The organism is Streptomyces sp. NPDC102451, from assembly GCF_044765485.1.
GTDB lineage: Bacteria > Actinomycetota > Actinomycetes > Streptomycetales > Streptomycetaceae > Streptomyces.
Window position 1 is genome coordinate 129,516 of the sequence record NZ_JBIWKD010000008.1, and the last position, 19,218, is coordinate 148,733.

21 protein-coding genes and 5 tRNA genes are annotated in these 19,218 nt (G+C 70.9%); 18 read left to right on the plus strand and 8 right to left on the minus strand.

Annotated features, from left to right (window positions below; genetic code table 11):
- Positions 1-16 precede the first annotated feature (16 nt).
- The 8 genes from ACIRD8_RS20245 (at position 17) to ACIRD8_RS20280 (ending at position 3,623) form a co-directional block, all read left to right on the plus strand.
- Complete coding sequence (locus ACIRD8_RS20245; protein ID WP_403993115.1) at positions 17-793, plus strand: fumarylacetoacetate hydrolase family protein; 777 nt, start codon at positions 17-19, stop codon at positions 791-793.
- A complete protein-coding gene (gltX, locus tag ACIRD8_RS20250; protein ID WP_403993118.1) occupies positions 786-2,258 on the plus strand; it encodes a glutamate--tRNA ligase in 1,473 nt (490 codons plus the stop codon). Before ACIRD8_RS20245 ends, gltX begins: the two co-directional genes overlap by 8 nt.
- 86 nt (positions 2,259-2,344) lie before the next feature.
- Positions 2,345-3,064 carry an HAD family hydrolase gene (locus ACIRD8_RS20255; protein ID WP_403993121.1) on the plus strand — a complete coding sequence of 240 codons (720 nt, stop codon included), beginning with the start codon at positions 2,345-2,347 and terminating at the stop codon, positions 3,062-3,064.
- Positions 3,065-3,149: 85 nt separating this feature from the next.
- Positions 3,150-3,221, plus strand: a tRNA-Gln gene (locus ACIRD8_RS20260).
- Positions 3,222-3,240: 19 nt separating this feature from the next.
- Positions 3,241-3,313: transfer RNA gene (locus tag ACIRD8_RS20265), tRNA-Glu, on the plus strand.
- Between the two features lie 60 nt (positions 3,314-3,373).
- Positions 3,374-3,446: transfer RNA gene (locus ACIRD8_RS20270), tRNA-Glu, on the plus strand.
- A 12-nt stretch (positions 3,447-3,458) separates the two neighbouring features.
- Positions 3,459-3,530: transfer RNA gene (locus tag ACIRD8_RS20275), tRNA-Gln, on the plus strand.
- Positions 3,531-3,550: 20 nt separating this feature from the next.
- Positions 3,551-3,623 (plus strand) — tRNA-Glu (locus tag ACIRD8_RS20280).
- Positions 3,624-3,694: 71 nt separating this feature from the next.
- Here ACIRD8_RS20280 and ACIRD8_RS20285 read toward each other — a convergent pair.
- Positions 3,695-4,336, minus strand: a complete 642-nt coding sequence (locus tag ACIRD8_RS20285) for a MerR family transcriptional regulator (RefSeq protein WP_403993124.1) — start codon at positions 4,334-4,336, stop codon at positions 3,695-3,697.
- A gap of 96 nt (positions 4,337-4,432) precedes the next feature.
- Here ACIRD8_RS20285 and ACIRD8_RS20290 point away from each other — a divergent pair, with 96 nt between their 5' ends.
- Positions 4,433-4,954 (plus strand): DUF4188 domain-containing protein, encoded by a 522-nt coding sequence (locus ACIRD8_RS20290; RefSeq protein ID WP_403993126.1) that lies wholly within the window; start codon positions 4,433-4,435, stop codon positions 4,952-4,954.
- A 107-nt stretch (positions 4,955-5,061) separates the two neighbouring features.
- Here the strand turns inward: ACIRD8_RS20290 and ndgR are convergent, their stop codons facing one another.
- Complete coding sequence (ndgR, locus tag ACIRD8_RS20295; RefSeq protein ID WP_033303994.1) at positions 5,062-5,778, minus strand: IclR family transcriptional regulator NdgR; 717 nt, start codon at positions 5,776-5,778, stop codon at positions 5,062-5,064.
- Positions 5,779-5,951: 173 nt separating this feature from the next.
- On the opposite strand from ndgR, the gene leuC reads away from it, so the two are divergent.
- From leuC to ACIRD8_RS20315, 4 genes are all read left to right on the plus strand, one after another.
- Positions 5,952-7,376, plus strand: coding sequence for a 3-isopropylmalate dehydratase large subunit (gene leuC / locus ACIRD8_RS20300; protein WP_099177626.1), 1,425 nt, complete (start codon positions 5,952-5,954; stop codon positions 7,374-7,376).
- A 5-nt stretch (positions 7,377-7,381) separates the two neighbouring features.
- Positions 7,382-7,975: a 3-isopropylmalate dehydratase small subunit gene (leuD, locus tag ACIRD8_RS20305; RefSeq protein ID WP_403993130.1), complete on the plus strand. Its 594-nt coding sequence runs from the start codon at positions 7,382-7,384 to the stop codon at positions 7,973-7,975.
- A 104-nt stretch (positions 7,976-8,079) separates the two neighbouring features.
- Positions 8,080-8,307: a hypothetical protein gene (locus tag ACIRD8_RS20310; protein ID WP_031100634.1), complete on the plus strand. Its 228-nt coding sequence runs from the start codon at positions 8,080-8,082 to the stop codon at positions 8,305-8,307.
- Between the two features lie 142 nt (positions 8,308-8,449).
- On the plus strand, positions 8,450-9,103 hold the full coding sequence (locus ACIRD8_RS20315) for an HU family DNA-binding protein (RefSeq protein WP_403993133.1): 654 nt from the start codon (positions 8,450-8,452) through the stop codon (positions 9,101-9,103).
- 83 nt (positions 9,104-9,186) lie between these two features.
- On the opposite strand, the gene ACIRD8_RS20320 is transcribed toward ACIRD8_RS20315, so the two are convergent.
- Entirely contained in the window at positions 9,187-9,390 is a 204-nt protein-coding gene (locus ACIRD8_RS20320; protein WP_403993136.1) for a hypothetical protein, read from the minus strand.
- 10 nt (positions 9,391-9,400) lie between these two features.
- Positions 9,401-10,084, minus strand: coding sequence for a 2-phospho-L-lactate guanylyltransferase (gene cofC, locus ACIRD8_RS20325; RefSeq protein ID WP_403993139.1), 684 nt, complete (start codon positions 10,082-10,084; stop codon positions 9,401-9,403).
- A gap of 149 nt (positions 10,085-10,233) precedes the next feature.
- On the opposite strand from cofC, the gene ACIRD8_RS20330 reads away from it, so the two are divergent.
- From ACIRD8_RS20330 to ACIRD8_RS20340, 3 genes are read left to right on the plus strand one after another with little or no spacing between them, the layout of a single operon-like run.
- The gene (locus ACIRD8_RS20330; RefSeq protein WP_403993142.1) at positions 10,234-10,986 is read left to right on the plus strand and encodes a lysophospholipid acyltransferase family protein; all 753 of its coding nucleotides are present in this window, start codon (positions 10,234-10,236) and stop codon (positions 10,984-10,986) included.
- The gene (locus ACIRD8_RS20335; RefSeq protein ID WP_403993145.1) at positions 10,983-11,993 is read left to right on the plus strand and encodes an NAD(P)H-dependent glycerol-3-phosphate dehydrogenase; all 1,011 of its coding nucleotides are present in this window, start codon (positions 10,983-10,985) and stop codon (positions 11,991-11,993) included. The genes ACIRD8_RS20330 and ACIRD8_RS20335 overlap by 4 nt, the downstream gene beginning before the upstream one ends.
- A gap of 34 nt (positions 11,994-12,027) precedes the next feature.
- A complete protein-coding gene (locus ACIRD8_RS20340; RefSeq protein WP_403993148.1) occupies positions 12,028-13,212 on the plus strand; it encodes a D-alanine--D-alanine ligase family protein in 1,185 nt (394 codons plus the stop codon).
- A 39-nt stretch (positions 13,213-13,251) separates the two neighbouring features.
- On the opposite strand, the gene ACIRD8_RS20345 is transcribed toward ACIRD8_RS20340, so the two are convergent.
- Together ACIRD8_RS20345 and ACIRD8_RS20350 are read right to left on the minus strand one after the other, a co-directional pair.
- Positions 13,252-13,764: a DUF3515 domain-containing protein gene (locus ACIRD8_RS20345; RefSeq protein ID WP_403993151.1), complete on the minus strand. Its 513-nt coding sequence runs from the start codon at positions 13,762-13,764 to the stop codon at positions 13,252-13,254.
- Positions 13,765-13,784: 20 nt separating this feature from the next.
- The gene (locus ACIRD8_RS20350; RefSeq protein ID WP_056791028.1) at positions 13,785-14,018 is read right to left on the minus strand and encodes an Lrp/AsnC family transcriptional regulator; all 234 of its coding nucleotides are present in this window, start codon (positions 14,016-14,018) and stop codon (positions 13,785-13,787) included.
- A gap of 320 nt (positions 14,019-14,338) precedes the next feature.
- Here ACIRD8_RS20350 and ACIRD8_RS20355 point away from each other — a divergent pair, with 320 nt between their 5' ends.
- Both ACIRD8_RS20355 and thiD read left to right on the plus strand, forming a co-directional pair.
- A complete protein-coding gene (locus ACIRD8_RS20355) occupies positions 14,339-15,310 on the plus strand; it encodes a thiamine-phosphate kinase (protein WP_403993154.1) in 972 nt (323 codons plus the stop codon).
- 10 nt (positions 15,311-15,320) lie between these two features.
- Positions 15,321-16,130 carry a bifunctional hydroxymethylpyrimidine kinase/phosphomethylpyrimidine kinase gene (gene thiD / locus ACIRD8_RS20360; RefSeq protein ID WP_403993157.1) on the plus strand — a complete coding sequence of 270 codons (810 nt, stop codon included), beginning with the start codon at positions 15,321-15,323 and terminating at the stop codon, positions 16,128-16,130.
- 4 nt (positions 16,131-16,134) lie between these two features.
- Here thiD and ACIRD8_RS20365 read toward each other — a convergent pair whose 3' ends face one another.
- On the minus strand, positions 16,135-18,483 hold the full coding sequence (locus ACIRD8_RS20365) for an ABC transporter permease (protein ID WP_403993159.1): 2,349 nt from the start codon (positions 18,481-18,483) through the stop codon (positions 16,135-16,137).
- Positions 18,480-19,187, minus strand: coding sequence for an ABC transporter ATP-binding protein (locus tag ACIRD8_RS20370; RefSeq protein ID WP_403993162.1), 708 nt, complete (start codon positions 19,185-19,187; stop codon positions 18,480-18,482). The genes ACIRD8_RS20365 and ACIRD8_RS20370 overlap by 4 nt, the downstream gene beginning before the upstream one ends.
- Positions 19,188-19,218 lie beyond the last annotated feature (31 nt).

Sequence of the window (19,218 nt, forward strand, 5' to 3'; positions counted from 1 at the left end):
GGGGCGACAGCATCCCGTGCGCATCGCCAGGTTCTCCATCGACGGCAATGTCGCCTTCGGCGCGGTCGAGGGCGACAGCCCCGACAGCCTCGTCCTCGACATCATCAAGGGCATCCCGTACGCCGACTTCGAGCTCTCCGGGACCAAGGTCCCGCTGAAGAAGGTCCGGCTGCTGCCGCCCGTGCTTCCCAACAAGGTCGTGGCCATCGGCCGCAACTACGCGGAACACGCCGCCGAAATGGGCAACGAGGTCCCGGATGTGCCCGTCGCCTTCTTCAAGCCCACCACCTCGGTGATCGGCTCCGGCGACTCCATCGAATACCCCTCCTTCTCCGAGGAGCTGCACCACGAGGCCGAGCTGGCCGTGGTGATCGGCCGCATGTGCCGCGAGGTCCCGCGTGAGCGCGTCAAGGACGTCATCTTCGGCTACACCTGCGCCAACGACGTCACCGCACGTGACGTCCAGCGGCGCGAGAGCCAGTGGGCCCGGGCGAAGGGCTTCGACACCTCCTGCCCGCTCGGCCCCTGGGTGGAGACCGACGTCGACCCCGCGAACCTGGCCATCCAGGCCACGGTCAACGGCGAGCAGCGCCAGCTCGGCCGGACGAGCGACATGATCCGCTCCGTCGAGGACCTGGTCGTCCACATCACGGAAGCCATGACGCTGCTCCCGGGCGACGTGATCCTCACCGGGACCCCCGCAGGGGTCGGCCCCCTGCACGTCGGCGACGAGGTCGCCGTCACCATCGAAGGCATCGGCACTCTCACCAACAAGGTGATCAAGCGTGGCTAACGCACCTGTCCGTGTACGTTTCTGTCCCTCCCCGACCGGCAACCCCCACGTGGGCCTGGTCCGGACGGCTCTCTTCAACTGGGCCTTCGCGCGGCACCACCAGGGCACCCTGGTCTTCCGCATCGAGGACACCGACGCGGCCCGTGACTCCGAGGAGTCCTACGAGCAGCTGCTCGACTCGATGCGCTGGCTCGGCATGGACTGGGACGAGGGCCCCGAGATCGGCGGCCCGCACGCCCCGTACCGCCAGTCGCAGCGGATGGACCTCTACAAGGACGTCGCGGCCAAGCTCCTGGACGCCGGACACGCGTACCACTGCTACTGCACCACCGAGGAGCTCGACGCCCGCCGTGACGCCGCCCGCGCGGCCGGCAAGCCGTCGGGCTACGACGGTCACTGCCGCGAGCTGAGCGACGCGCAGAAGGCGGCGTACGAGGCCGAGGGCCGCACCTCGATCGTCCGCTTCCGGATGCCCGACGAGGCGATCACCTTCACCGACCTGGTCCGCGGCGACATCACGGTCCAGCCGGAGAACGTCCCGGACTACGGCATCGTCCGGGCCAACGGCGCCCCCCTCTACACGCTCGTCAACCCGGTCGACGACGCCCTGATGGAGATCACCCACGTCCTGCGCGGCGAGGACCTGCTCTCCTCCACCCCGCGGCAGATCGCCCTCTACCGGGCGCTCACCGAGCTGGGCATCGCCAGGTACACCCCGGCCTTCGGCCACCTCCCGTACGTCATGGGGGAGGGCAACAAGAAGCTCTCCAAGCGTGACCCGCAGGCCTCGCTCAACCTCTACCGCGAGCGTGGCTTCCTGCCCGAGGGGCTGATCAACTACCTCTCGCTGCTCGGCTGGTCGATCGCCGAGGACCGCGACATCTTCGGCCGTGACGAGCTGGTGGCGGCGTTCGACATCGCCGACGTCAACGCCAACCCGGCCCGCTTCGACCTGAAGAAGGCCGAGCACATCAACGCCGAGCACCTGCGCATGCTCGACGTGAAGACCTTCACCGAGGCGTGCGGCCCCTGGCTGAAGGCCCCCTTCGCCCCCTGGGCGCCCGAGGCCTTCGACGCGGAGAAGTTCGCCGAGATCGCCCCGCACGCCCAGACCCGTGTGACGGTTCTCTCGGACATCACGGCCAACGTCGACTTCCTCTTCCTGGACGAGCCCGTCGAGGACGAGGCGTCCTGGACGAAGGCCATGAAGGAGGGCTCCGACGCCCTCCTGGTCACCGCCCGCGCCGAACTGCTCGCCGCCGAGTGGGACGCCGAGGCCCTCAAGACGGCCGTCCTCACCGCCGGTGAGAAGCACGGCCTGAAGCTCGGCAAGGCGCAGGCCCCGGTCCGCGTCGCCGTCACCGGCCGCACGGTCGGTCTGCCGCTCTTCGAGTCCCTGGAGATCCTGGGCCGGGAGAAGACGATCGCCCGCATCGACGCCGCGCTGGCGAAGCTCGCCGCGTAACGCCCTGCACGTACGACGGGGTGGCCGGCCCGGCAGGGGCGGTCACCCCGTCGTCATGCGGGGGCCGCGCCGGTAATCTGGCCGGCATGCCGATCCGAGCGGTTCTCTGGGACATCGACGACACGATCTTCGACTACTCGGCCGCCGACCGCACCGGGATGCGTAAGCATCTGGAGCACGAGGGCTGCCCGGAGGGGTACGACTCCCTGGAGCGTGCCCTGGACGCCTGGAAGGCCATCACGGACGTGCAGTGGGCACGCTTCGCCGCCGGGGAGCTCGACTTCCAGGGACAACGCCGGGAACGCGTACGCGCATTCCTCGGGCGGCGGCTGAGCGACGCCGAGGCCGACGAGTGGTTCGGCCGGCACGTCGTCCACTACGAGGCCGCCTGGGCGCTCTTCCCGGACACCGTGCCGGTCCTGGACCGGCTGGCGGGAAGCTTCCGCCACGCCGTCCTCTCCAACTCCAGCATCCACAACCAGGACCGCAAGCTGCGCACCCTCGGGGTGCGGGACCGCTTCGAGGCCGTGGTGTGCGCCGTCGAGCTGGGTGTCTCCAAGCCCGAGGCGGGAGCGTTCCACGCGGCCTGCGAGGTGCTGGAGCTCGCCCCGCACGAGGTGGCGTACGTCGGGAACGAGCCCGACATCGACGCGGGCGGCGCGGTGGCCGCGGGGCTCACGGGGATCTGGCTGGACCGCGAGGGGCGGGGCGGACGCCCCGAGCTCGTGCGGATCACGGGCCTGGACGAGCTTCCCGACCTGCTGGCGCGCAATACCCGTTTTGGAGCGCCGGACACCTTCAGGTAATGTTCTTCCTGCGCCGCCCGAGCGGGCCGAAAGATCCGGCCGGGAAGCGCAGACAGAGACAAAACCTCCAGGGGTTGCGTTTCAGTGGGCTATGGTGTAATTGGCAACACTACGGTTTCTGGTACCGTCATTCTAGGTTCGAGTCCTGGTAGCCCAGCGCAAGACCGAAGTAACAAGCCCCCGTTGTGTAGCGGCCTAGCACGCTGCCCTCTCACGGCAGTAGCGCCGGTTCGAATCCGGTCGGGGGTACAGATCCTTCCCGCGAGAACATCTGGGTCGCACCCACGTACTCGATGCAGGATCGCTAGGGCCCCCGTTGTGTAGCGGCCTAGCACGCTGCCCTCTCACGGCAGTAGCGCCGGTTCGAATCCGGTCGGGGGTACTTGTCACACCATGGGCTATGGTGTAATTGGCAACACTACGGTTTCTGGTACCGTCATTCTAGGTTCGAGTCCTGGTAGCCCAGCGCAAGTCAGCAGTAACCACGCCCCCGTTGTGTAGCGGCCTAGCACGCTGCCCTCTCACGGCAGTAGCGCCGGTTCGAATCCGGTCGGGGGTACAACACAGCAGTACGGAAAGGCCCTTCACCCCGGTGGAGGGCCTTTCCCGTGTTCTGTCCGGGCCCGGTCCTCAGAGCCCGTACCGCTGCGCCGACTCCTCCGCCTGGGCCAGCCGGCGCAGCGAGGCCAGCAGCGGCTCGTACAGCACGGCCGACGCCACGGCGGCCTCCACCTGCTCGGCCTCCGTGGGGAACTCCTCCAGCGCGTCCAGGTCCTGTACCGCCACCTCCCGCATGAGACGGGCCTGTTGGGCGAGGTACGTCACATCGCAGGGGTAGCCGAGGCGGATGAGCGTGGCCAGTGAGGCCACCAGCGACCGGTGCACGGGGGAGAGTTCGCCGAGCTCCAGGGCCGTCGTCCAGCCCAGTTCCGTGAGCAGCCGGGTGACTTCGGCCCGCGCGGTGGCGGTCTCCGGTGCGTCCTCGTCGGGCTCGGGGCCGTGGGGCAGCGCCCACAGGGCCGCGCCCAGCCGGATGGTCCGGCCCAGCGACTCGTCGTCGACGTGCGCCAGCACCTCGCGCGCCGTGGCCACCGGGAGGCGTCCGACCTGGAGCAGGGCCCGCACCAGGCGGAGCCGGCGCAGATGGCTCTCGTCGTAGTCGGCCTGCGTCGCGCTGATCCGGGTGCCGGCGGGGAGCAGCCGCTCGCGCAGGTAGTACTTGACCGTGGCGATGGGGACACCGCTGCGCTCACTCAGTTCCGACAGCCGCATCCTCCGCGCCTTCCCTTGCGCCGCCCCGTTGGGTGGTGCCACTATCCCACCCTTGGATAGTCAGGCTCTCCAATGATGCGACAAGGGTGGTACTCCATGTTCGCGAAGCCGAACCCCGGGCGGACGACCGCGGCGGCGGAGGGCGATGTAGTCGTCCTGCTGATCGGGATGCGGATCAACCACTTCTGGGGCGTGCACCACTGGCTGCCCGTCTTCGTGGCCATGCCGCGGATGCTGCGGGAGTTGGGCAGGGACCCGGACCGTGGGCTGCTCGGCTACACGCTGCTGACCGGCTCGCCCCGGACGTACTACGTCGTCCAGTACTGGGAGTCGAAGGAGAAGCTGTACGCGTACGCCGCGGCTCCCGACATGTTCCACCGCAAGGCGTGGGCGATGATCAACCGCAAGGAGAAGAAGTCCCGGCAGCATGTGGGGCTGTGGCACGAGAGCTACGTCGTGCCCGAGGGCTCGTACGAATCGATCTACGCCGATATGCCGGCCTACGGGCTGGCGGCGGCGACCGGTGTGCTGCCGGTGGAGAAGAGGGGCCGCCGGGCGGCGGACCGCTTCGCGCATCGCGCGTCCGGGGAACGGACACCGGAGGCTTCCGGGAGCTGACACCGGAAGGAAGGGGGCCGCCACGGCGCTGGGGCGGCCTCGGGGAAGAAATGGGAGGGGCGGGCCGACTCGCGCGGCCAAGGGATCGGTCCGTAATCGCACGGGGTTCAGCCCGTGCGGCGCAGGGCCTCGCTCAGCCGTGCCGCCGAGTCGATGATGGCCTGCGCGTGCATCCGGCCCGGGTGGCGGGTCAGCCGCTCGATCGGCCCGGAGACGGAGACCGCGGCGACCACCCGGTTCGACGGTCCGCGGACCGGGGCCGAGACCGAGGCCACGCCCGGCTCGCGTTCGCCGATCGACTGGGCCCAGCCCCGCCGCCGTACGCCCGAGAGGGCCGTCGCCGTGAAACGGGCCCCCTGCAGGCCCCGGTGCAGGCGCTCCGGCTCCTCCCAGGCCATCAGGATCTGCGCGGAGGAACCCGCCTTCATGGTCAGCGTGGAGCCGACCGGCACGGTGTCCCGCAGTCCGGACAGCCGCTCCGCCGCCGCCACGCAGATCCGCATGTCGCCCTGCCGGCGGTAGAGCTGCGCGCTCTCGCCGGTGATGTCGCGCAGATGTGTGAGTACGGGTCCGGCCGTCGCCAGGAGGCGGTCCTCGCCGGCCGCGGCCGCGAGCTCCGCGAGCCGGGGGCCGAGAATGAAACGGCCCTGCATGTCCCTTGCCACCATGCGGTGGTGTTCGAGTGCCACGGCCAGTCGGTGGGCCGTGGGCCGTGCGAGCCCTGTCGCTGCGACCAGCCCGGCGAGGGTGGCCGGACCGGACTCCAGGGCGCTCAATACCAGAGCTGCCTTGTCGAGAACGCCGACGCCGCTAGAGTTGTCCATACGACGATACTCGCGTCTCACTCTGTGAAACGCAAGTTCAATTTTCCCCGGAAGTTGCGAACCTGTACGTGCGGCCTTACAACGGCCCGCAGCCACCGCCCCGCTCGGGGGTCCGGACGGCGGCACCCGAATCTCTAGTTGGGCCGGCGAAGACGCCGGCCGGAGGGAAAGCGATGGGTAGGACACTCGCGGAGAAGGTCTGGGACGACCACGTCGTCCGGCGCGCCGATGGCGAGCCCGACCTCCTCTTCATCGATCTGCACCTGCTGCACGAGGTGACCAGCCCGCAGGCGTTCGACGGCCTGCGCCAGGCCGGCCGTCCGGTGCGGCGCCTCGACCTCACCATCGCCACCGAGGACCACAACACCCCGACCCTCGACATCGACAAGCCGATCGCCGACCCGGTCTCCCGCGCCCAGCTGGAGACCCTGCGCAAGAACTGCGCGGAGTTCGGCGTCCGGCTGCACCCGCTGGGAGATGTCGAGCAGGGCGTCGTGCACGTGGTCGGCCCGCAGCTCGGCCTGACCCAGCCCGGCACCACGGTCGTCTGCGGCGACTCGCACACCTCCACCCACGGCGCCTTCGGCGCACTGGCCTTCGGCATCGGCACCAGCCAGGTCGAGCACGTCCTGGCCACCCAGACGCTGCCGCTGGCCCGCCCCAGGACCATGGCGATCACGGTCGAGGGCGAACTGCCCGACAGCGTCACCGCCAAGGATCTCATCCTGGCTATCATCGCCCGGATCGGAACCGGCGGCGGCCAGGGCTACATCCTCGAATACCGCGGCTCCGCCATCGAGAAGCTCTCGATGGAAGCCCGGATGACCATCTGCAACATGTCGATCGAGGCCGGCGCCCGCGCGGGCATGATCGCCCCCGACGAGACCACCTTCGCCTACCTGCGGGGACGCGACCACGCCCCCCAGGGCGAGGAGTGGGACGCGGCGGTGGAGTACTGGAAGACGCTGCGCACCGACGACGACGCGGTCTTCGACGCCGAGGTGTTCATCGACGGCGCTGAGCTCGCGCCGTTCGTCACCTGGGGCACCAACCCCGGCCAGGGCGCGCCCCTGTCGGCCAACGTCCCCGACCCCGCCTCGTACGAGGACGCCTCGGAGCGCCACGCCGCCGAAAAGGCCCTGGAGTACATGGGGTTGACCGCCGGCCAGCCGCTGCGCGAGATCAACGTGGACACGGTGTTCGTAGGTTCGTGCACCAACGGACGCATCGAGGACCTGCGTAACGCCGCCTCGATCCTCGACGGCCGTAAAGTCGCCGACGGCGTACGGATGCTGGTCGTCCCGGGCTCCGTCCGGGTTGCCCTGCAGGCCGTCGAGGAGGGCCTGGACAAGGTCTTCACCGCCGCCGGCGCCGAATGGCGGCACGCGGGCTGCTCGATGTGCCTCGGCATGAACCCCGACCAGCTGGCCCCCGGCGAGCGCTCCGCCTCCACCTCGAACCGGAACTTCGAGGGCAGGCAGGGCAAGGGCGGCCGCACCCACCTGGTCTCCCCGCAGGTCGCCGCCGCCACCGCCGTGCTGGGCCATCTGGCCTCGCCCGCCGATCTGTCCGACGTCCGTACGCCCGCCGGAGTCTGAGAGCCATGGAAGCATTCACCGCACACACCGGCCGGGCCGTCCCGCTGCGCCGCAGCAACGTCGACACCGACCAGATCATCCCCGCGCACTGGCTGAAGAAGGTCACCCGCGACGGCTTCGAGGACGGGCTCTTCGAGGCCTGGCGCAAGGACGAGAACTTCGTCCTCAACCGCCCCGAGCGCAAGGGCGCCTCGGTCCTGGTGGCCGGACCCGACTTCGGCACGGGCTCCTCGCGTGAGCACGCGGTCTGGGCCCTGCAGAACTACGGTTTCAAGGCCGTCATCTCCTCGCGCTTCGCCGACATCTTCCGTGGCAACTCCCTGAAGAACGGTCTGTTGACCGTGGTCCTCGACCAGAAGGTCATCGACAGGATCTGGGAGGTCACCGAGGCCGACCCGACGGCCGAGGTGACCGTCGACCTGGAGAAGCGCCAGGTCCTCGCGGAGGGCATCACTGCCGACTTCGAGCTCGACGAGAACGCCCGCTGGCGACTGCTGAACGGGCTCGACGACATCAGCCTCACTCTTCAGAACGAAGCGGACATTGCGACTTACGAGGCGGCCAGGCCGTCTCACAAACCGCGCACAATTGACGCCTGAGCAGCGCTTTTCCCGAACTGCGCCCCCTGCCTGACGGCAGGGGGCGCAGTCGCTTGTTGAGACCCCCTCGGGCGACAACTCGCCCCAGATGGCACAATCGGTGCATGGAACGCGACAGCCAACTCGAGCTCTATGGCCAAGTCGCCGACCGATTGAAAGAAGCGCACGCAAAGGTGCGCGCACTGCAAGTCCCGGAGGGCGTAAGGATGGCGCTGTCCCGGAAGCTGCTGGTCGTCACGGCCGCGGCTAAGCACGATCTCCCAGGCGCGGCAAGGCGTCTGGACCGGTTGATGAAGGACCTCGATGAGGGCCGATTCCCCGAAGGTGACTGACTCTGCGGACAGCGCAGCGGTCGACTTCGTTGCGGCACTAGGGTGATTAGCCCGTTTCGTGTTTGATTTGCGGTATATATCTGCCTAACGTGCGAAAAAGCCTGAACAGTTTCGTTCCGGCAATGTCTCCGAAGGGGAAGACGTGAACAAGGCGCAGCTCGTAGAAGCGATTGCCGACAAGGTCGGCGGCCGTCAGCAGGCCGCAGACGCTGTCGACGTGGTACTCGACGCGATCGTCCGTGCGGTCGTCGCGGGGGACCGGGTCTCGGTCACCGGCTTCGGCTCGTTCGAGAAGGTCGACCGCCCCGCCCGCTACGCCCGCAACCCGCAGACGGGCGAGCGCGTACGGGTCAAGAAGACCTCCGTGCCCCGTTTCCGCGCGGGACAGGGCTTCAAGGACCTGGTCAGCGGCTCCAAGAAGCTCCCCAAGAACGACGTGGCCGTGAAGAAGGCCCCCAAGGGCAGCCTCTCGGGCGGTTCTTCCACCCGTACGACGGCGAAGGCGGCCGCGAAGAAGGCCACCGCCAAGAAGGCCACGGCCCGCAAGACCACGGCGGCGGCCGCGAAGAAGACGGCGCCGGCCAAGAAGACCACCGGCAAGAAGACCACCACCGCGGCGAAGAAGACCACGGCGGCGGCGAAGAAGGCGACCCCGGCGAAGAAGACGACGGCCACGAAGAAGACCGTCGCCGCCAAGACGGCGCCCGCCAAGAAGACCACGGCGAAGAAGGCGCCCGCGAAGAAGACCACGGCACGCAAGACGACAGCCAAGAAGGTCACCGCACGCAAGAAGTGAGACCGGGCACCGCTCGTTCCTCATACACGCGCCGGGCCGGGCTCCCCTCGGGGAGCCCGGCCCGCGGGCTGTTCAGGGGCTCTTCAGAGCGTCTGCAGCGTCACCAGGGTGATCCGCAGCGAAGGGCCCTCGCCCTCGGTCTCGATCCGCACCCGCTGCCCCGGCCGCAGCAGGAGCAGCCCGCCCGCGTCGAACGCGGGAGCGTCGAAGTCCACCGGGGTGCCGTCGTCGAGGAGCACGCTGCCGGTGCGGGTCTCGGAGTCGTACGTGAACGAGGTCGCCTGCATGAGCGGCAGCCTATCGGTCCGCGACAGGTACCACCGGGGCCGCCAGCGCGGCCGTGAAACGCCCCACCCCCAGCGTCAGCGCGGCCCTCAGGTCGTCGCCCGTGTCCACGTCCCTGCGGACCGATTCGATGCCCGGCAGCGGGATCTCCACCGCACCCGACGCCAGATGCCGCGCCCGTGACGCCCCGCCGAAGGCCGGCCGCAATTCCACCCCCGGCAGCGCGGAAAGAAATGTGGTGCCGATTCCCTGCGTATCACCGACAAATGTGCGGGGAAATTCCGCCGAGAATTCGAGCACCCGCGCCAATTCGTCCGGACGCAGCGCGGGCAGATCCGCGTTGAGCACGGCCACCGGTGCGTCCCCGCGTCGCGCGCGCACATACCGGGCACCGTGCTCCATCGCCGCGTCGAGCCCGGCCGCCGGGGTGTCGGCCACCGCCCGCGCGCCGAGGGTGGCCAGCGCCGCACCGGCCACCGGGTCGTCCGTGACGACCACCACATCCCGCACCGCCGGGCAGGACAGCGCGGCCTCCACGGTGTCCTGGGCGAACGCCAGGGCCAGGCGCGGCCGCAGATCCCCGCCCACCGCCCGGCCGAGCCTGCTCTTGGCCCGTGCCAGAGGTTTCAGCGGGACGACCAGGGACCAGGGGCCGGTCGGGTCGGTGTTCGTGGCGATCTCCCCCTCCGTACGCATCAGCCCCTATTCTCGCCTGCCGGTACGACAACCCGGAGGTCCGCCCCCACGGGTGAGGCGTACGGTGTTCTCCACACAGCAGGGGCCCCGGGGCGGGGCAGCACCGCCCGGAGCCCCGCACAGCTGAGTTCCTAGAGGAAGGCGTCCGAGTGTCCCGCCGCAGAATCGGCTTCTGGTACCGCCTGGCAGCGGTCATCGCAAAACCGCCCCTGGTGGTTCTGTTCAAGCGCGACTGGCGGGGAATGGAACACATTCCGGCCGATGGCGGATTCATCACCGCGGTCAATCACAACTCGTATCTGGACCCGCTGTCGTACGGGCACTTCCAGTACAACACCGGACGCGTGCCGCGACTTCTCGCGAAGGCCGGGCTCTTCAGGACGCCTTTCGTCGGAATGATCCTGCGCGGCACCGGACAGATCCCCGTCTACCGCGAGACGACCAACGCGCTCGACGCCTTCCGCGCCGCCGTCTCCGCCATCGAGCGGGGCGAGTGCGTCGCCTTCTACCCGGAGGGCACCCTCACCCGCGACCCCGACATGTGGCCGATGGCCGGCAAGACCGGTGCCGCCCGCGTCGCGCTGATGACCAAGGCCCCGGTCATCCCCGTCGCCCAGTGGGGCGCCAACCTCGCGATGCCGCCCTACGCCAAGGAGAACAAGCTCCAGCTGTTCCCCCGCAAGACCCTGCGGGTGCAGGCCGGGCCGCCGGTCGACCTCTCCCGCTACTACGGCCTCGAACCGACGCCCGAGGTGCTGCGCCAGGCGACCGAGACCATCATGGCCGCGATCACCGCCCAGCTCGAGGACGTACGCGGCGAGAAGGCCCCCACCGAGCTCTACGATCACCGCAAGGCCCGCGCCGAACAACGGCGCAGGGCAGAGGGAAAGGGAACGACGTGACGCACCCCGCCAAGGCGGCCGTCTTCGGAACCGGCTCATGGGGTACGGCGTTCGCCATGATCCTCGCCGACGCGGGCTGCGAGGTCACCCTCTGGGGCCGTCGCGCCGAGGTCGCCGAGGCCGTCAACACCACCCGCACCAACCCGGACTATCTGCCGGGCGTCGAACTCCCCGCCTCGGTCCGGGCCACGACCGACCCCGCAGAGGCGCTGCGCGGCGCCGACTTCGCCTTCCTCGTCGTGCCCTCGCAGACCCTGCGCGCCAACCTCGCCGACTGGGCACCGCACCTGGAGCCCGGCACGGTGCTCGTCTCCCTGATGAAGGGCGTCGAACTCGGCACCGCCGAGCGGATGAGCGAGGTCATCGAGGACGTCACGAAGGTCGGCCGGGACCGGATCGCCGTCATCACCGGCCCCAACCTCGCCAAGGAGATCGCCGAACGCCGCCCGGCCGCGGCCGTCGTCGCCTGCTCGGACGAGGACGTCGCCCGGCGGCTCCAGACCGCCTGCCACACCCCGTACTTCCGGCCGTACACCAACACCGACGTGGTCGGCTGCGAGCTCGGCGGCGCCGTGAAGAACGTCATCGGCCTCGCCGTGGGCATCGCCGACGGCATGGGACTCGGCGACAACGCCAAGGGCTCCCTCATCACCCGCGGCCTCGCCGAGACGACCCGGCTGGGACTCGCCATGGGCGCCGACCCGCTCACCTTCTCCGGACTGGCCGGACTCGGCGACCTGGTGGCCACGTGCTCCTCGCCGCTCTCGCGCAACCACACCTTCGGCACCAACCTCGGACGGGGGATGACCCTCCAGGAGACCGTCGCCGCCACGAGCCAGACCGCCGAGGGCGTCAAGTCCTGCGAATCCGTGCTCGATCTGGCGCGCAGGCACGGGGTCGACATGCCGATCACCGAGACGGTCGTCGGCATCGTCCACGAGGGCAAGCCGCCGGTGGTCGCGCTCAAGGAGCTGATGTCGCGCAGCGCCAAGCCCGAGCGACGCTGACTCGAGCCCTACCAGCAGGTACGCTCGTCGCGATATGAGCAGCCAGAACCTCCCCCAGAGCACCGAGAGCCCGCTGAGCTCCGAGCAGAGCTCCGAGCCGGGCCGCAAGCCGCGCGTGGCCGTCGTGTTCGGCGGCCGTAGCTCCGAACACGGCATCTCGGTCGTCACGGCCGGTGCCATCATGAGTGCCATCGACCGGACGAAGTACGACGTCCTGCCGATCGGGATCACCAGGGACGGACGTTGGGCCCTCACGTCCGACGATCCGGCCCGCATGGCCATCACGGACCGGCAGGTGCCCGACGTGGACCAGCTGGCCGACTCCGAGCGGGGCGCCGTGACGCTCTCCGTCGACCCGGGCAACCGTGACGTCGTCGTCAGCGAACCCGGTTCGGTGCCCACGGTCCTGGGCGAGGTCGACGTCGTCTTCCCCATGCTGCACGGCCCCTACGGCGAGGACGGCACGCTCCAGGGGCTCCTGGAGCTCTCCGGAGTCCCCTACGTCGGCGCCGGTGTCCTGTCCTCGGCCGTCGGCCAGGACAAGGAGTACATGAAGCGGGTGTTCACCTCCTTCGGGCTGCCCGTCGGCCCGTACGAGGTCATCCGCCCCCGGGAGTGGGAGTCGGACCGGCCCGCCGCCCGCAAGCGCATCATGGAGTTCGCCGCCGAGCACGGCTGGCCGCTCTTCGTGAAGCCCGCCCGCGGCGGTTCCTCCATGGGCATCACCAAGGTCGACGACCCCTCCGGCCTCGACGAGGCGATCGACGAGGCGCGCCGCCACGACCCGAAGTTCCTCGTGGAGTCCCTGCTGCGCGGCCGGGAGATCGAGTGCGGCGTGCTGGAGTTCGAGGACGGACCGCGCGCCAGCGTGCCCGCCGAGATCCCGCCCGTCACGGCGCACGACTTCTACGACTTCGAGGCCAAGTACATCGACTCGGCGGCCGGTCTTGTGCCCGCGCCGCTCACCGAGGAGCAGACCGCCGAGGTGCGCAGGCTCGCCGTCGAGGCGTTCGAGGCGGCCTCCTGCGAGGGGCTCGTGCGCGCCGACTTCTTCCTCACCGAGGACGGCTCGTTCGTCATCAACGAGATCAACACGATGCCGGGCTTCACCCCGATCTCCATGTTCCCCCGCATGTGGCAGGCGAGCGGTGTGGAGTACCCGGAGCTCGTGGACCGGCTGATCACCGCCGCGCTGAACCGCTCCACCGGCCTGCGCTGACCCCCGGCGCCCTGAGGTCCGTCCCGTGCGGGGCGGACCTCAGAGACTGTCGGGGACCGTCTTCTTCACCGGCGCGGCGAACGCGGACAACGGGGTGATGTCGTGGGCGTACTCCGGGCCGAGCGTCACCTCGACGTACGCCTTGCGGTAGGTGGTCGTGAACCGCGGGCCGGTGTGGGCGTCATCGTCAGCGCCGGCGTCACCGGGTTGCTCCAGCAGCCAGTTGACGCCGTCCGCGTCGACGGCCTTCGCCTGGGAATCATCCATCCGTGCGGGCCGGGGGACACCGCAGCGCAGTACGATCGCCCCGTCCCCCCAGCCGGCGGTCAGTTCCGATTCCGGTGAGGGGTCACTCCGTTCAAGATCGTCGACGGTCTCCGGCAGTTCCTCGTGCAGTTCCGCGCAGTACCCGGCGGCCTCCGACGACGGCGTGGGAACCGCCACCGAGGGCCGGTCACCGCCGACGGAACAGCCCGCCACGGCCAGGACACACAGCGCGGCGGACGGAGCGAGGACACGGGATCGGGGGGACCGGCGGCGGGTGTGAGTCACCGGACCAGCGTAGACAGGGGTCAGAGGTGGACGACCGGGCAGGTCAGGGTTCGCGTGATGCCGTCCACCTGCTGGACCTTGGCGACCACCATGCGGCCGAGCGCGTCGACCGTGTCGGCCTGTGCGCGCACGATCACGTCGTAGGGGCCTGTGACGTCCTCTGCCTGGATCACTCCCGGAAGCTTTGCGATGGTCTCGGCGACGATCGACGCCTTGCCCACCTCGGTCTGGATAAGGATGTACGCCTGTACCACGGAACCTCCAGGGCGGCCACGAGGATCATGTGGGGGAAAGGGACGCCACGTTATCGCGTTGCCCGGGGCCGCGGGGAGACCTACGGGCCGGTTGACGTCCACAGCGTGGCGTACGCACCACAGAAGTTGACGTATCTCTTGACGGTACCGACAGCAGTTGGGGCTCGCGACCGCAAGCCCACCCGTGCGGAAGGGCGACAGTGACGCCCGTACGTCCCGGGGCCACCGGCTCCCGTGGGCCGTCCGCCCACGGTCCGGACCTCCGGCCGCTGAAGCAGCCCGGACAGGTGTCCGGTGCGATAGATGAGAGGTGAGACTCGGTGAAGGGAACCGTGGGCGAGTTGGGGGAGTTCGGGCTCATCAGAGAGCTCACTTCCCGGCTCACCACCACTCCGGCGGTACGGCTGGGACCCGGCGACGACGCCGCGGTCGTTGCCGCTCCCGACCGCAGGGTCGTGGCCAGTACGGACATCCTGCTGGAAGGGCGGCACTTCCGCCGCGACTGGTCGACGGCGTACGACGTCGGCCGCAAGGCCGCCGCCCAGAACCTCGCCGACATCGCGGCCATGGGCGCCGTGCCCACGGCGCTGCTGCTCGGCCTCGTCGTACCGGCCGACCTGCCGGTCACCTGGGCCGGGGAGCTGATGGACGGACTGCGCGACGAGTGCCAGGTCGCCGGCGCGGCCGTGGTCGGCGGTGACGTCGTCGGCGGCGACACCATCACCGTCGCGATCACCGCGCTCGGCGACCTGCGCAACCACGAACCCGTCACCCGGGCCGGCGCCCGGCCCGGCGACGTCGTGGCCGTCACCGGATGGCTCGGCTGGTCCGCGGCCGGATTCGCCGTGCTCTCCCGGGGGTTCCGCTCGCCGCGCGCCTTCGTGGAGGCGCACCGGCGCCCCGAGCCGCCGTACCACGCTGGCCCCGCGGCGGCCGGGCTCGGCGCCACGGCCATGACCGACGTCAGCGACGGGCTCGTCGCCGACCTCGGACACATCGCCGACGCCAGCAAGGTCAGGATCGACCTGCGGTCCGGGCTCATCGACATTCCCTCGCAGATGTCGGACATCGGGCAGGCCGTCGGCGTCGACCCGCTGCAGTGGGTGCTCACCGGGGGAGAGGACCACGCGATCGTGGCGACGTTCCCCGCCGATGTGAAGCTCCCCGCGCGCTGGAAGGTCATCGGAGAGGTCCTCAACCCGTCGGCGCTGCCCCAGGTCACCGTCGACGGCGCACCCTGGACCAGCAAGGGCGGCTGGGACCATTTCGGATCCATAGAGGACGCCCAGTAGATTCCGGGGCATGACCGCACCCGCCCCCATACCGCCCCGTGTCCTCACCGTCGCCGGATCCGACTCCGGCGGCGGTGCGGGCATCCAGGCCGACCTGAAGACGATGCTGGCCCTCGGCACCCACGGGATGAGCGTGCTGACCGCGGTGACCGCCCAGAACTCGCTGGGCGTACAGGGTGCCTGGGAGCTGCCGGTGGAAGCCGTGCGCGCCCAGTACCGCAGCGTCGTCGACGACATCGGCGTCCAGGCGGTGAAGACCGGCATGCTGTCGTCGGCCGCGCTCGTCGACACCGTCGCGGAACTCCTCGCGGAGACCGGGGCGCCCGTCGTCGTCGATCCCGTCGGGGTCTCCAAGCACGGCGATTCGCTGCTGGCCGCCGAAGCCCTCGACTCCGTACGCACGAAGCTCCTGCCCGTCGCCACGGTCGCCACCCCGAACCTCGACGAGGTGGCCCAGCTCACCGGCGTCACCGTCACCGACGAGGCGGGGATGCGCCGGGCCGCCGCCGAGATCCTCGCCCACGGCCCCCGCTGGGTGGTGATCAAGGGCGGTCATCTGCCCGGCGAGGCCGTGGACCTGCTGACGGACGGCCGCGAGGAGCACTGGCTGCGTGCCCCCCGGCTGGACAACCGGCACACCCACGGCACGGGCTGCACCCTCGCCTCCGCCATCGCGTGCGGACTCGCCCGCGGCCAGGACGTCCCCACCGCCGTGCGGGGCGCGAAGGAGTACGTCACCGGCGCGATCCGGGCCGGCTTCGCGCTGGGCGGCGGGATCGGCCCGGTCGACCACGGCTGGCGGACACGGACCGCCCGCTGACCTCCTACTCGGTGCGCAGGGCCGTGGCGGTCCGTGCTCCGGCGGCCCAGCCGGCGGGCAGCAGCGCGCCCAGGGCGGCGATGACCAGGCCGCCGAACCCGAGCGGGAGGAGTCCGGCCCCGCCGTAGACGTCGAGTACGGAGCCGGGGAGGCGGAGCCCCACGCTGTCACCCATCGCGGGGAGGACCCAGCCGTGCAGGGCGACGCCGAGCGGTACGCCCAGGGCACCGGCGACCAGCCCGGTCAGGACGACCGAGGTGAGGACCATGGCGATGGTCTGCCGGGGGGTCATGCCCAGAGCCTTGTGGACACCGAGCTCCCGGACCCGCTCGCGGGTGTCGAGCAGCACGCCGTTGAGCACGCCGAGCGCGGCCACGACGACGAGCATCAGCGTGAGGGTGGCGGCGAGCGCGTCGAGCGTGACGACCATGTCGCCGCCGGCGTCGAGCCCTCCGGCCCGGGCGGTGGCCCCCAGCGGGGTCAGGTCCTCGTTCAGCGCGTCCACGTAGCCGGTCACGTCGGTGCCCGGCTCGACCGCGATGTGATGGCTCGCCTCCGTGAGGTCGGGGTGCGCGGCCGTGAGGGTCGAGGCGTCGGTGAAGACCTGCATGCCGTCGTTGCGGGGGTCGAGGACCTCGCCGGTGATCCGGACGGCGACCGGCTCGGCCAGGCCGGTCAGCGTGACGGTGTCGCCGACACGGGCGCCGGTGGCGGCCAGGAAGGGCGTCGGGACCACGGCCTCGCCCGGCCCGTCGAGCCAGCGGCCCGAGATCATCGTGTAGCCGCCCCAGGACGCGTCGCCGGTGAAGGCGACCACGTCGACGGTGCCGGTCAGGCCGGACACGGTCGCCCGTACCGTCGCGGCGCCGTAGTGCTTCCCGGTTCCGGCGGCGGCTTTGACGGCCGCGGCGACCGCGACGGGGTCGGCGCGGCTGTCGGGGCCGCCGGGGCCGGGGTCCTGGGGGCCGAAGTCCGGCGGGGGCGCGGGCACGACGACATCGGCGACATCGTGGGCCTTGGCCTTCATCACCAGGCCGAGCGAGGCGCCCATCCCCACGGTGAACGTGACGGCGACGGTGCCGAACAGGATCGCCGTGCCCATGGCCAGCGCGCGGGCGGGCCGCGCGAACGGCCGCGTCAGGCCCAGGGCGAGCGGCTGCGGCAACGGCAGCCGGCCGGCCAGGCGGGCCGCCCACCGGCCACGCCCCGCCGAGGCGGTGCGCCCGACGGCGAGCGCGTCCACCGTACGCAGCCGGCCGGCCCGCCAGGAGCTCGCCCACGCGGTTGCCGACACCAGGCCGAGCACCCCGGCGATCACCACCAGGTCGACCCAGGGGGCGACGGTCAGGGACGACGTGCCGTAGACCTCTGCGGCCTCGGCCAGCACGGGGACGGCGAGGAGATGGCCGGCCAGGACACCGAGGGCCGTGCCGACGGCGGCCGGGACCAGGGCCTGGCCCACGTAGGCGCGTACGACCTGGGCCGGGGTGAAGCCGACGGCCTTGAGGATGCCGATGCGGCGCGTCCCCGTGCCGACGGCCGACGCGACGACGTTACCGACGATGAGCACCGACATGACCAGGCCCAGGGCGCCGAACGCGATGAGGAACGGGACGTAGACGGCGGTCTCCTGCTCGGCGGTCTTCCTGACGGTGAGCCATGACTGTCCGCCGACGCGCGCCCCCGGCGGCAGCGACTCCGTCACCGCCCCGGCACCCGCGGCGATCTGCGCGGCGGTGTCCGCCCCGGTGAAGCGGTAGAGCATCTGGTAGCCGCCGCTGCCGGGCGCGGTGAGCGCCGTCATCTGGGACGGGACCACCCAGGCGTCGGCGGTCCGGGTGACCGAGCGGGCCACTCCGACCACCGTGAGCGCGGGGCCGTGGGGCAGACCGGGGAAGGTGACCGTCATGCCCAGGGCCGGGACGAGCGAGGAGTCGGCGGAGAGCACGATCTCGCCGGAACGCGTGGCCCACCGCCCGTCGAGCAGGGCGACCTCGTCCACCTCCGCGTCGGGGCCGCCCCGGCCGGCCACGGTCATCGGCCACCCGGGGCTGTTGTCCGCCCGCGGGGTGACCGTCGCCGTACGGAACGGTCCGGCCGCTCCGCTCACCCCTGCGGCGTCCCCGGACCCCGACAGCTGTCCGGCGCTCACCTTCTCCGCGTCGAACTCCATGGACAGATGCGCGCCGCGCTGTTCGGCGAAGGCCCTGTCGAAGGGCGCACCGGACACCACGAGCAGCGATCCGCCGAGGACGGAAGCGGCCACCGCCATCATCGTGGCGAGCCCGATCACCAGCGTCTGCACCCGCCGCCGTGCCACCCCGGAGCGCAGCACCCCGCCGAGCGCGCTCATCGGACGGTCTCCGGGGCGGCGGCCTGCGACCGTACGTCCTGTGTGATCCTGCCGTCCGCGATCCGGACCGTACGGTTCGTGCAGGAGCGGGCCAGTGCCAGGTCGTGGGTGACCACCACGACGGTCTGGCCCTCGGCGTTGAGGTCGGTGAGCAGCCTGCTGACGTCCTGTCCGGCGGCCGTGTCCAGGGCCCCGGTCGGCTCGTCCGCCAGGAGCAGCGCCGGCCGGTTCATCAGCGCCCTCGCCACCGCCACGCGCTGCCGCTCGCCGCCGGACAGCCGCCCGGGGTACGCACGGGTGTGCCGGTCGATGCCCAGCAGTTCCAGGAGCTCCGCCGCCCGGCGGCCCGCCGCGCCACGGGCCGTACCCGCGAGGCGCGCGGGCAGGAGGACGTTGTCGATGACGGTCAGATCGTCGAGCAGGTTGAAGAACTGGAAGACCATGCCGATCTTCGACCGCCGGTAGAGCGCCGATCCGGCCTCGCCCAGCCGGTCCACCCGCACCCCGTCCACGGTGACGGTCCCGGCGTCGGGCCGGTCCAGGCCCGCGAGCAGGTTGAGCAGTGTGGACTTGCCGCTGCCGGACGGGCCGAGGACCGCGACGGCCTCGCCGGCCCGCACGGTCAGCGACGTCTCGTGCAGGGCGGGCGGGCCGTCGTCGTACCGGCGGCTCACCTCGCACAGTTCGATCACCGGCAGGGTCATGAAGTGCTCCTCGGTCTCGGGAAGTCGGCTG

Coding starts and splice junctions, on each gene's coding strand:
- ACIRD8_RS20340 (WP_403993148.1), top strand. CDS start 12,028: ATGAGCAGCCAGAACCTCCCCCAGAGCACCGAGAGCCCGCTGAGCTCC.
- ACIRD8_RS20285 (WP_403993124.1), bottom strand. CDS start 4,336: ATGCGGCTGTCGGAACTGAGTGAGCGCAGCGGTGTCCCCATCGCCACG.
- ACIRD8_RS20370 (WP_403993162.1), bottom strand. CDS start 19,187: ATGACCCTGCCGGTGATCGAACTGTGCGAGGTGAGCCGCCGGTACGAC.
- cofC (WP_403993139.1), bottom strand. CDS start 10,084: ATGCGTACGGAGGGGGAGATCGCCACGAACACCGACCCGACCGGCCCC.
- ACIRD8_RS20320 (WP_403993136.1), bottom strand. CDS start 9,390: ATGCAGGCGACCTCGTTCACGTACGACTCCGAGACCCGCACCGGCAGC.
- ACIRD8_RS20255 (WP_403993121.1), top strand. CDS start 2,345: ATGCCGATCCGAGCGGTTCTCTGGGACATCGACGACACGATCTTCGAC.
- leuC (WP_099177626.1), top strand. CDS start 5,952: ATGGGTAGGACACTCGCGGAGAAGGTCTGGGACGACCACGTCGTCCGG.
- ACIRD8_RS20365 (WP_403993159.1), bottom strand. CDS start 18,483: ATGAGCGCGCTCGGCGGGGTGCTGCGCTCCGGGGTGGCACGGCGGCGG.
- leuD (WP_403993130.1), top strand. CDS start 7,382: ATGGAAGCATTCACCGCACACACCGGCCGGGCCGTCCCGCTGCGCCGC.
- ACIRD8_RS20310 (WP_031100634.1), top strand. CDS start 8,080: ATGGAACGCGACAGCCAACTCGAGCTCTATGGCCAAGTCGCCGACCGA.
- ACIRD8_RS20290 (WP_403993126.1), top strand. CDS start 4,433: ATGTTCGCGAAGCCGAACCCCGGGCGGACGACCGCGGCGGCGGAGGGC.
- ndgR (WP_033303994.1), bottom strand. CDS start 5,778: ATGGACAACTCTAGCGGCGTCGGCGTTCTCGACAAGGCAGCTCTGGTA.
- thiD (WP_403993157.1), top strand. CDS start 15,321: ATGACCGCACCCGCCCCCATACCGCCCCGTGTCCTCACCGTCGCCGGA.